General features: G+C 64.6%; 4 protein-coding genes. 1 reads left to right on the top strand and 3 read right to left on the bottom strand.

Going from position 1 to position 12080, the window contains the following annotated elements; all coding sequences use genetic code 11:
* Positions 1–6370, top strand: a 6370-nt coding sequence (locus IRZ56_RS19765) for a non-ribosomal peptide synthetase (protein WP_196146486.1), incomplete at its 5' end; no start/stop codon positions are given.
* Between the two features lie 53 nt (positions 6371–6423).
* Here the strand turns inward: IRZ56_RS19765 and IRZ56_RS19760 are convergent.
* The 3 genes from IRZ56_RS19760 to IRZ56_RS19750 form a co-directional block, all read right to left on the bottom strand.
* The gene (locus tag IRZ56_RS19760; protein WP_196146485.1) at positions 6424–7224 is read right to left on the bottom strand and encodes an HNH endonuclease; all 801 of its coding nucleotides are present in this window, start codon (positions 7222–7224) and stop codon (positions 6424–6426) included.
* Complete coding sequence (locus tag IRZ56_RS19755) at positions 7217–9421, bottom strand: AAA family ATPase (RefSeq protein WP_196146484.1); 2205 nt, start codon at positions 9419–9421, stop codon at positions 7217–7219. Before IRZ56_RS19755 ends, IRZ56_RS19760 begins: the two co-directional genes overlap by 8 nt.
* A gap of 216 nt (positions 9422–9637) precedes the next feature.
* Entirely contained in the window at positions 9638–12067 is a 2430-nt protein-coding gene (locus IRZ56_RS19750; RefSeq protein ID WP_196146483.1) for a TonB-dependent siderophore receptor, read from the bottom strand.
* Positions 12068–12080: the final 13 nt, after the last annotated feature.

Here is a 12080-nt window from a genome sequence, read left to right as displayed (position 1 = left end):
ACGTGAGGGCAACCCTCCGGCGGTGCGGGTGTACTGCTTCGGTGGCGACGCCGTGCCCCAGGCCAGTTTCGAGCTGGCACGCCGGGCGCTGTGCCCGACCTACATCATCAATGGCTACGGCCCCACCGAGACGGTGGTGACGCCACTGATCTGGAAGGCCGGGCAGGGCACCGACTGCGGCGCGGCCTATGCGCCTATCGGCGAGCGCATCGGCCGGCGCAGCGCGTACGTGCTGGACGGCGAGCTGAACCTGGTGCCACAAGGCATCGCCGGGGAGCTGTACCTGGGCGGCGAAGGTCTGGCGCGGGGCTACCTGGGCCGTGCCGGCCTGAGCGCCGAGCGCTTCGTGGCCGACCCGTTCAGCACGGGCGGGCGGCTGTACCGCACCGGTGACCTGGTGCGCCAGCGCGCCGACGGGGTGATCGATTACCTCGGGCGGGTGGACAACCAGGTGAAGATCCGTGGTTTCCGTATCGAGCTGGGCGAGATCGAGGCGCGCCTGCTGGAGCAGGTTGGGGTGCGAGAGGCGGTGGTGCTGGCCCGTCCGGGGCTGAGCGGTCAGCAACTGGTGGCGTATGTGGTGCCCAGCGAGGCGGGCGAGCCGACGCTACGGGAACGCCTGCGCCAGGCCCTGCGTGCGCTGCTGCCGGACTACATGGTGCCGACCGCCTGGCTGCTGCTCGAGCGCCTGCCGCTGACCCCGGCCGGCAAGCTCGACCGTAAGGCCTTGCCGGCGCCAGACCTGGCCCAAGCCCAGGAAACCTACGAGGCGCCCCAGGGCGAGCTGGAAATGCGCCTGGCCGAACTCTGGGCGCAGGTGCTCAAGCTCGAACGGGTAGGGCGTACGGACAACTTCTTCGAGCTCGGTGGCGATTCGATCGTCTCTATCCAGCTGGTCAGCCGCGCACGTGCCCAAGGTCTCCATTTCACGCCCAAGGACCTGTTCAACCAGCAGACCGTGCAGGAGCTGGCTCAGGTCGCCCAGCAAGGGGGGGCGCCTGCAGTGATCGACCAGGCGCCGGCCCGTGGCGAGCAGCCGTTGCTGCCGGTCCAGCAGTGGTTCTTCGAGCAGGCGATCCCTGACCGTCATCACTGGAACCAGTCGGTACTGTTGCGCCCGCGGCAGACGCTGGACACCGAGCGCCTGGCGCAGGCCCTGCACGCCCTGGTCGCGCACCACGACGCCCTGCGCCTGTGCTTCAGCGAGCAGGCCGGTGGCTGGCAAGCCGAATACCGCAGCGCCGCGCAATTGCCACAGGACCTGTTGTGGTGCGTTCAGGTGCAAGACGCCCAGGCGCTGGAGCAGGCCTGCGAACAGGCTCAGCGCAGCCTCGACCTGCAGACGGGGCCGCTGTTGCGCGCCGTGCTGGCGACCCTGGCCGATGGCTCCCAGCGTCTGTTGCTGGTGATCCACCACCTGGTGGTCGACGGCGTATCCTGGCGCATCCTCTTCGACGACCTGCAAGCGCTCTACCAGCAACCGGATACCGCCTTGCCCCCACGCACCAGTTCGCTCAAGGCCTGGGCCGAGCGTTTGCAGGCCTGGGCCTCGGGGCCCGGTGCCGACGAGGTGGCGTTCTGGCAGACGCACTTGGATGGTGTCACTGGCCAACTGCCGTGCGATCACCCAGGTGGCAGCCTGCAAGGGCGTTTTGCCGCCAGTGTGCACAACCAGCTCGATGCCGACCTGACCCAACGCCTGCTGCAACAGGCGCCGGCGGCCTACCGCACCCAGGTCAACGACCTGCTGCTGACTGCCTTGGCGCGGGTCATCGCACGCTGGAGCGGGCAGGACCACGTGCTGGTGCAGCTCGAAGGCCATGGTCGTGAGGACCTGTTCGACGACATCGACCTGACGCGCACCGTCGGCTGGTTCACCAGCGTCTTCCCGGTCTGCCTGCGCCTCTGCGCGGACCTGCCGGGTTCGCTCAAGGCGATCAAGGAGCAGCTGCGGGCGGTGCCGGGCAAGGGCCTGGGCCTGGGCGTGCTCCAGCGGTTTGCCGCCGACGCCACCCGCGCGCAGCTGGCGGGCCTGCCGCAGCCGCGCATCACTTTCAACTACCTGGGCCAGTTCGACAGCAGTTTCGATCAGGAGCAAGGCGTGTTCGTTCCGGCCGAGGAAAGCGCCGGTCGCCAGGAGCACGCCGACGCCCCGTTGGGCAACTGGCTGTCGATCGGTTGCCGGGTATTCGCGGGGGAACTGGGCATCCACTGGACCTTCAGCCGCGACCTGTTCGACGTGGCCACGGTCGAGCGCCTGGCCACGGCCTTCCGTGAGGAACTGGCGGCCCTGGTCGCGCACTGCTGCGACGAAGCCCAGGGTGGCCTGACCCCTTCGGACGTGCCGCTGGCTGGGCTGAGCCAGGCACAACTGGACGCCTTGCCGGTGCCGGCGCGGCAGATCGAGGACCTCTACCCGCTGTCGCCCATGCAACAGGGCATGTTGTTCCATGCATTGGCCGACGCCCATAGCGGCGACTACGTGAACCAGATGCACGTGGCGGTCAGCGGCCTGGACGAGCAGCGCATGGCGGCGGCCTGGGACGCGGCGCTCGGGCAACACGAGAGCCTGCGCAGCCTGTTCCTCTGGCAGCTGGAGCAGCCTCGGCAATTGGTTTGCCGGCATGTGCCCGGCGGCCTGCAGGTGCTCGACTGGACGCACCGCGACGTATCGGACGCAGACCTTGCGCAACTGGCACGCCAAGAGCGCGAGCGCGGCTTCAAGCTGGACCAGGCGCCCTTGCTGCGCCTGTGCCTGGTGCGCCTGGGCCAGGGGCGCCACCACCTGATCTACACCAGCCACCACATTCTCATGGACGGCTGGAGCAATGCCCAACTGCTGGGCGAAGTGCTGCAGCGCTACAGCGGCGAGGCGGTCGCCGCGCCAACGGGGCGCTACCGCGACTATATCGCCTGGTTGCAGCGCCAGGACCTGGCGGCCAGCGAAGCCTTCTGGAAAGGCCGGGTGGCCCGGCTGGGCGCGCCGACGGCACTGGCCCAGGCGCTGCCCAAGCCTGCCGGCACGGGGCATGGCGACCACTACCGCACCTTGAGTGCAGGACACTGTGAGGGCCTGGAGCGGTTCGCGCGTCAGCAGAAAGTCACCCTCAACACCTTGGTGCAGGCCGCCTGGCTGGTGTTGTTGCAGCGCTATACCGGCCAGCAGACGGTCGCCTTCGGCGCCACCGTGGCAGGCCGACCACCGGAGCTGCGGGGTATCGAGCGGCAGGTGGGGCTGTTCATCAACACCCTGCCGGTGATAGCGACGCCGGATATCGACCAGCCGTTGTTGCCTTGGCTGCAGCAGTTGCAGCAGGACAACCTGGCGGCCCGGGAACATGAGCACACGCCGCTGTTCGAGATCCAGCGCTGGGCAGGCCAGAGCGGTGTGGCGCTGTTCGACACGCTGCTGGCCTTCGAGAACTACCCGGTGGCCGAAGCGCTGGCCCAGGGGCCGGACATCGGCCTGGCGTTCGGCGAAGTGCAGAACCAGGAGCAGACCAGCTATCCGCTGTGCCTGGCGGTCAACCTGGGGGCGCAGCTGTCGTTGCATTTCAGTTATGACCAGGCGTGCTTCGACGGCGCTACCGTGGCGCAGATCGCAGGCAGCCTGGAGACGCTACTGGAGCAATTGGTGCGCAGCGATGCGCAGACGCGCCTTGGCGAACTGGCCTTGCTGTCGTGCGCTGCGGCCGAAGATCAGCAGCTTGCCTGGAACTCGACGTCTGTGACCTATGACCTGGCGTGCACTGTGCACCAGCGCTTCGAACAGCAGGCCGCGACCCAGCCCCAGGCACCAGCCCTGACCTTTGCTGGCCGACAGCTGAACTACGCCGAGCTCAACGCCCGGGCCAACCAGCTGGCGCACCTGCTGATCGCCCGTGGCGTCGGCCCGGACGTGCTGGTCGGCATTGCCGCCGAACGTTCGCTGGCCATGGTGGTGGGCCTGTTGGCCATCCTCAAGGCCGGTGGCGCCTATGTACCGCTGGACCCGGAATACCCGCGCGAGCGCCTGGCCTATATGCTCGAGGACAGTGGCGTGAAGCTGCTGCTGACCCAGCGTCGGCTGTTGGCCGATCTGCCGGTGGAGGGTGTGGATTGCCTGCTGCTCGATGAGCTTCAGCTGGGCGCGCAACCGACCCATAACCCGGACGTGGCCGTGGACGGCGAAGGGCTGGCCTATGTGATCTACACCTCCGGTTCCACCGGCAAGCCCAAGGGCGCCGGCAACCGCCACGCCGCGCTGGTCAACCGCCTGTGCTGGATGCAGGAGGCATACGGGCTCACCGCTGCGGACACCGTATTGCAGAAAACCCCGTTCAGTTTCGACGTGTCGGTGTGGGAATTCTTCTGGCCGTTGATGGAAGGTGCGCGGCTGGTGCTGGCAGCCCCGGGCGACCACCGCGACCCGGCGCGCCTGGTCGAGCTGATCGAGGCCGAGGCGGTGAGCACGCTGCACTTCGTGCCGTCGATGCTGCAGGCCTTCCTGCAAGACCCTGGTGTCGAACGTTGCCGCAGCCTGCGCCGCATCGTCTGCAGCGGCGAGGCGCTGCCGGTGGATGCGCTGCAGCAGGTGCTGGCGCGGCTGCCCTGGGCCGGGTTGTACAACCTGTACGGCCCGACCGAGGCGGCCATCGACGTGACCCACTGGACGTGCGTGGACGAAGGCCGCGACAGCGTGCCGATTGGCCGACCGATCGCCAACCTGGCCTGCCATGTCCTGGATGCGAGCCTGGAGCCGGTACCGGCGGGCGTGCTGGGCGAGCTGTACCTGGCCGGCACCGGCCTGGCCCGGGGTTACCACCGCCGCCCTGGGCTGACCGCCGAGCGCTTCGTCGCCAACCCGTTCGTGGCCGGTGAGCGGATGTACCGTACTGGCGACCTGGCACGCTACCGGCCTGATGGCGTGATCGAGTACGCCGGGCGCCTGGATCATCAGGTCAAGCTGCGCGGCCTGCGCATCGAGCTGGGCGAGATCGAGGCACGGCTGCTGGAGCATGCGTGGGTGCGCGAGGCGGTGGTGATCGCCGAGGATGGCAAGCGCCTGCTCGGCTATGTGGTGCTGGTGCGCGAAGAAGCGGGTTGGCAGCAGGCGTTGGCCGATCACTTGGCCGGGCATTTGCCCGAGTACATGGTGCCGAGCCAATGGTTGGCCCTCGAACGCATGCCGCTGAGCCCGAACGGCAAGCTGGAGCGCCGTGCCTTGCCGAAGATCGAGGCGGGCGCCCAGGCAGCCTACGTGGCGCCGCAAGGCGAACGGGAACAGGCCCTGGCCGCTGTCTGGGCACAGGTGCTGCAGGTGTCGCAGGTAGGGCGTGACGACAACTTCTTCGAGTTGGGCGGCCATTCGTTGCTGTCGCTCAAGCTGCTCGATGCCCTACGTCGACAACTGGGCATCGAGGCGTCACTGAGCCACTTCATGGCCAACCCGAGCGTTGCCCGCCTGGCCGCGAGCCTGGCCGCGCCGGCCGCGCAGGCACCTTCGTTGCTGGTGCAGTTGGGGGGCGATCCGGTGCGCCAACCGTCGTTGTTCTGCTTCCATCCAAGCTACGGCTCGGTCTATTGCTACCAACCGCTGGCCCAGGCCATGCGCGATCTGTTCTGCGTGCAAGGCGTGGTGTGCGAGGCGTTCGTCCAGGGCCACTGGCAGCCCACCACCTGGGGCGGCATGGTCCAGCGCTATACCCGGCAGTTGCTCCAGGCCCAGCCTGAGGGGCCGTTCCACCTGCTGGGCTGGTCGCTGGGTGGCAACCTGGCGATGAGCGTGGCACGGCAGCTCGAGCTGGCCGGGCGGGACGTGGCCTTCCTTGGCATGCTCGACGCACCGCCACCGGCCGAGGTGAAGCCGTTCTGGGACCTGCTCGCCGAGGCCAAGGCCCAGGCGCCGCGTCATGAACAGGACGATCACGGCCAAGGGTGTGTGGCCTTGCTGTCGCTGCTGTTCCCCGAGTGTGAAGCCCAGTTCCGCGACCTGGCCGCCAGCCTGGTCGGCCAGCCGCTGGAGACGGTGCAGGCGCAGGTGCTGGCTTGGGCGCGTCGGGAGCTGCCGGAGCAGTTCGAGCTGATCGAAGGGCTGATCCTGCAGAACCGCGACCTGGACAACGCCCTGCGCATCAAGCCACAGCTCGATGCCTTGCTGCAGGCGTTCCGCTATGAACCAACCGAAGTCGCCCCGGCGTGCTGGTGGGCCGGCCGCGACAAGCCACAGGCGTTGGTCGAGGTCATCGAGGCGCACCTGAAGCAGGCCCTGGCGCCGGTGGCGTTGGCTCATTCGCAGGTGCTCGACAGTGACCATGACCAGATCGTCAACAGCGCGCAGTGGCTGGCGTCGCTGCGCCAGTTGCTGGAGCGCAGCTTGCAAAGCGCATGACCTTTGCCTCCTGTGAGAGCGGGTTTGTCCCGCCCTCACAGGGGGGCGCTGATTTAGCGATGGCCGCTGTCGATCAGTGCTTTTGTCGACTTGGACAATGCGTCGCTGAAGGCTTTGAGCGCAGGCGGCAGGTCGCCTTCGTGCGCGGCTACATGGTCGTTGATCACATCCTGGGCGCGCTTTAGCCGGGGGTTGCTGTTGAGCACGATTTCCCGAGCCGAGAGTTCCTTGAGCAGGTTCAGGCACAGGTGGCGCCCTTGATCGGAAATGCCTCTATACAGCGAGATGAGGTGCTCGTTGGTCTGCACCCTGATGAAATGCACGTGCTCGGCGAAAGTATGGAACCGCGGGTGGTACATCTCAGTGAAAGCGCCAGGTTGCGGATAGGTTTCCTGGCCCATTTTCTTTGCATCGGCCCAAACCGTGTCGGACTTGATCTGGTTGCAATCGAAGCAGGCCACTGCCAGGTTCCAAAAATGGAAAGTGTACTGGACGAAATCGGCACGCGGCAGGATATGTTCGATGGGCTTGGCGTGGGCGATGTTGACCAAGGGGCGCTGGCAGTAACAACACAGGTAGTTTTGTTCTTTTTCCAGGAAGCTGCGTAACGCCTTGCGGATCAACGGGCCGGTTACACCCGATGTCTGGCGTTGGTTGAATTTGCTCAGCTCGGTCCACAAGTCGACCGCAGAGGGTGCCAAGCCTTTTTTCCGTCGTTTGAACTCGGCGATGGCCAAGGCATTTTGCTCGACGAGATGCTGCCATGCCTTGGGCCGATGTATCTGCCGCTCATGACAGTCATCCTTGTAGCGGGCCTCTATGGCATCCATCTGCTTCTGGGTCAAATCAGCCATGCTGAGGCTCGCTTTGCGCACGCAGCATCAAGATCGCGCCCAAGGTCTTTTCGATCAGGTCGATATCGTTGGCCGGGCGTGTTTCGCTACCGATCTGGCCGCTCTTGCGAATGGTCGTCTTGAACGCTTCCAGCTTCTCGATGGCTTTGTTGGCCTGGTCGATGACGGTGACGCCGGCTTGTTCATTTTCATTCACCGCTTCGATCAGCGAGGCCACCAGCTTGGCGCAGCGTTCATGCACTTCCCGGTTGTGCGGGGTGTAGGTTTCGAAACCGTCCATCAACAGGGTTTCGACCGAATGGCGTTCCTCGACGGGGATCTCGTCCAGTACACCGACCCGGTATACGTAGCAGAGGTCCTGTGCGGCGGCATTGGCGATCAGGATCGGCGAGTGGGTGGCGACCACGAAGGCGGTCTGCAGGCGTTCGCTCAGCACGCTCAAGACTCGAGGGAGCCGTTGCTGCCAGCTGACGTGCAGGCTGATTTCGGGTTCATCGATCAGGAACGTCGCATCCCGGGCATCCGAAGCGATGATCCGAGTCAGCAGGTTGAGAATGCTTTGCTCGCCGGAACTCAAGTTTTCGAAGGCGATGGTGCGGTGGCCTTCACGGATGAAGTTCACGTCGTAATGCTTGATCAGGCCTTTTTCATGGTTGAGGTACGCCCGGTCATCGCTATCCGATAGATCGAGGGTATCGGGACGCCGGTCGCCATGTTGGTCATGGCTGAGTTCGGACTTCAGGGTCAGATAGATCTTGGAGTTGAACCCGATCAATTCCAGGCATTCGCTCAGCAGTTGGACGTGAGCGCCGTACTTCGTGATGGCGGCTGTTTCCTTGGCGATAGAGCTTTTGCGTGCACCTTTGTAGGTAAAGAGATGGCGTTCGTCAGGAAAGCGATCGGCATGGGACATGGGCAGGCCAATGGTACGCTTCTTGGCAGCCTGCAATTGGTACACGATGTCCCTGAGCAGGAAACTTTTGCCCTCGCCATTGTTGCCGATGACATAGATGCAGCGATGGCCATCGCTGCGCTCCAGTGCCTGGGCGATCAATCGGCTGTTATCCGACAGCGCCGGCCGAGAGGGCTCGCCAGGTGCGGCCTTGAGGTAGGGGCGGCTGGCCAGGCGTGTCCTGCTGAGGCGCTTCGGCCTTTTGTCCATGGCGTTGCACAGCCCGGTGATCGGTCGGAAGCCATCATGGAAGTAGCTGTTGACGAACTTCAATACATCGCGGGAAAGAAAGTCCAGATGGCTGTGCGCTGCACGGCCTTGCCAGAGATTGTAGATACAGCCGGCCACCAGCATGCGCTCGATACCGTCCAGCGGGGGCAGTGCGGTGTTCGAAACGGAGACATCAATGTAGAGCGTATCGTCCTGGAGTGGCTGCGTATTGATGATGATCGCGGTGCAATGATCCGAGGGCGAGGGCAGGCTGCTGAAATTGATCAGCGCCTCGATACGTGCGCGCCCCTCGGTCAAGGCGAGCAAGCGCTCCCAGGTGCCGGTCGTTTCTGCGTGGGTCCAGTTCACGATCAGCACGAGCCGGGCATTGCCGATGTCCAGTACGTTCTCGAGCGTTGACAGAAACGCTGTGTGGTCGGCTAGCGGCCAGTCCAGCAGAAAGGTCGGCTGGCCGAAGCGGTAGTCCACGGCTTGGGTGAACGTGGCATCGATTCCATTGGCCGCCAGGCGCAGACTGATGAGGTTTCGATGGCGGTCGGATAGGTTTTCGGACATGGGAAACGATGGCTTGGGCGACTGACCCAACAACCCGAGTGAGAGTTCGGCGGTGTTGGGGAGCGCTTCGAACAACGGGGTCGACAACGTCGCTTGCAGGGTGCCGACCAATGCGGCAACCAGTTTCGGGTGGCGGTAATCGATACCGACTACCTGCGAAATGGATCTGGCGGCCAGGTGTGTAATCAGGAACGCGGTATCTTTGCGTGATTTGAGAAGCCGTTCGGCCTTGTTCTTCAACTGATTGTGGATATCGATGGCGACCTGTTCGAGCAACGGGTCGTCCATCAGCCATGTCGCGAATTGGTATTGGTCGAAGGAAGGCACCCCGACACGGGCGACCGCAACCAGCATCAGTAGGAGTCGAGCATCCTGCGAAAGATCGGTAATCGCTTTCACGTCCTGTTCGAGCGCTTCGATCAACTTCTCTGCCGCGATTTCGCGGTCGTCATGGTACATGGTAGGTCCTGATCGGGTTGGAAAGAGCGTCCGTGGCGAGTGGTGGCGTGTGGCCATCTAGGCGCTATTTGATCAGGTTTGTCGGGTTGGATTCAATGACGCAGGGGCCGCTTTGCGGCCCTTTCGCGGCGCAAGGCCGCTCCTACAGGTGTATGCGAACCTCTGTAGGAGCGGCCTTGTGCCGCGAAAGGGCTGCGCAGCAGCCCCAGGTTTCGATCAGTAGCTGTACTTCAAAGTCATCAGCACGTTACGCGGATCGCCATAGAAGTTGTGGTCGTAGTCGATGGCCGAGTAGTACTTCTTGTCGAAGAGGTTGTTGACGTTCAGCGCCGCCGACAGGTTCTTGTCGATCTGGTAGGCGATGCGGCCGTTCCAGATCGAATAGCCACCCTGTTCGCGCCCGTAGTAGCCAAACCCTGCGGACGAGCTCTGGCTGTTGACGCCGGCACCCACCGAGAACTTGCTCCAGTCACCCGGCAACTGATAGTTCGCCCAGGTGCGCAGGATGTGCTTGGGGGTCTGGGTGTTGGCCGAGATGTTGCCGGCGGTCGCCGGTTCCTCGTCCTTGTATTTGAGCAAGTTCAGGGTATAGGCGGCATACAGCTGCAAACCCTCGGCTATCTCGCCGCTGACCTCGGCCTCGAAACCGCGGCTCAGGATGGTACCGGAGGGGCGATAGCAGGTGCCGCCGCAGGATGCGTTGGCCACATCGCTCGGGATGCTGGAATCCGGCATCGGGATATTGTCCTGCTCCATCTGGTACAGCGCGAAGGTGGTGATCAGGCGGCCTTCGTTGTGTTCGCCCTTCAGGCCGATCTCGTAGCTCTTGCCGGTGCGTGGGTCGAGCAGGCTGCCCTCGGCGGTGCGCTGGGTCTGTGGCTTGAAGATCTCGGTGTAGCTGGCGTACGCGTTCCAGGTCGGGTCGAGCTTGTACACAAGGCCGGCATAGGGAGTGACCTTGCCATGCTTCTGCGCCACGCTGCGGCTCGCGCCCCAAGGGCCGTCGGAGGTGAACACGGTGCGGAAGTCCGACACCCGGCTGCCGACGATCAGCGACAGGTCGTCGGTCAGCGCATAGTTGGCCACCCCGTAGACGCCTTTCTGGGTGGAGTCGTAGGCGTCGTCCCACTTGTTGGCCGCGTAGATCGACTCATCGCTCGGCGCCTCGCGGTTGGGCACGTAGTCGAAGATATCGATCGGCGTGACCCAGTTGTAGCGCGCGCCCCACACATCGTGGCTCTTGAGCTTGGAGGCGTTGGCACCGAAGGTCAGGCCGAGCTTGCGGCCGAACAGCTCGGTATCGCCGCTGGCATTGATATCGCCGCCCCAGTGTTCGGAGAAGTAGTCGAAGACATAGGCATCGCCCACCAGGGTATTGGGTGGGCCGAGGCGGCCACGGCGTTGCAGGTACTTGAAGTCGTTGAACTCACGGACATTGATGAAGGTGCCCTTGAGCTTCCAGTTGTCGTTGAGCTGGTGGGTGATGTCCAGGTAGTAGGTGTCCTGGGTCTTGTCCCAGTTGTCCCAGGTGGTGCCCAGGTAGGTCGAGCGACCCAGCTTGGGCATCGAGCCGTTGCTGTAGTTGGGGATGCCCATGAAGTTGGGGGTGGCATCCACGCGTTCGTGGCTGTAGCCGATGCCGACGGTGGTGTCGGGGGTCAAGTCGTAGTCGAGTGCTGCGTAGATCGTCTGGTTGTCGGAGCCGACGTAGTCGACGAAGGAATTGGCCGTATCGTAGTCCAGGACGATGCGTCCGCGCAGCTTGCGTTGCGCATCCAGCGCCCCGGCCGCATCGACCTGGGCACCATAGCGATCCCAGCTGCCGGCCTTGGCGGTGATGTTGAGCAGCGGCTCGGCAGTGGGGCGCTTGCGCACCAGGTTGACTGCACCCGAGGGGTCGCCACCGCCCTCGAGCAGGCCCTGCGGGCCGCGCAGCACTTCGACGCGGTCGAGGATGGCGGTCTGGCCGCCGAAGCTCGAACCTCGGGCATACAGCTGGCGTTCCAGGGGGACGCCATCGTATTGGAAGCTGTTGATGAAGAAGCCGCGGGAGTAGAACTGGTGGCCGGTGAACGACGGCACGGCAGTGACGCCGGGGGAGGCGAGCAAGGCCTCGGTGACATTGGTGATGTCCTGGTCTTGCATGCGCTGCTGGGTGACCACGCTCACCGACTGCGGGATCTCCTTGATGCTCTTCACGCCCTTGCCGATGGTGGTCATGGGCGAGGCGTAGGAGTGGGAGCCCTCGGTGGTGGCGGTCATCTGCCGGCTGCTGATCAGCACGTTGTCCAGGTTGACTACATCCGCTTCGGCCCGGGGCGTGTTGAGGATGACCGTGTCGCCCGTGATCTGGTAACGGATGTCGGTGTGCTGCAGCAGCCGGTCGAGCACCTGGCTCGGCTCCATCTCGCCCTGCACGGCCCCTACTCGCGCGTCCTTGATCGCTTCGGGGCTGTAGAGGATCTGCAGGTTGGCCTGGCGGCCCAGGTCCTGCAACGACTTCGACAGGTTCTGGGCCGGGATATCGATCGCCACCGGGCGCGCGTTGGCCTGGCAGGCATAGCCGAGCACGACAGCGGCGGCCAGGGTCAGCAAGGGGCGGCGTGGGGCAAGGGTAGTGGATCTACGGGGTGGGTTAATGCGCATGGATGCTATCCGT

The organism is Pseudomonas guariconensis, assembly GCF_015680235.1.
Classification (GTDB): domain Bacteria; phylum Pseudomonadota; class Gammaproteobacteria; order Pseudomonadales; family Pseudomonadaceae; genus Aquipseudomonas; species Aquipseudomonas guariconensis_A.
The sequence above is the reverse complement of the archived record's forward strand: the minus strand, read 5'-3'. Positions and strand labels throughout refer to the sequence as shown.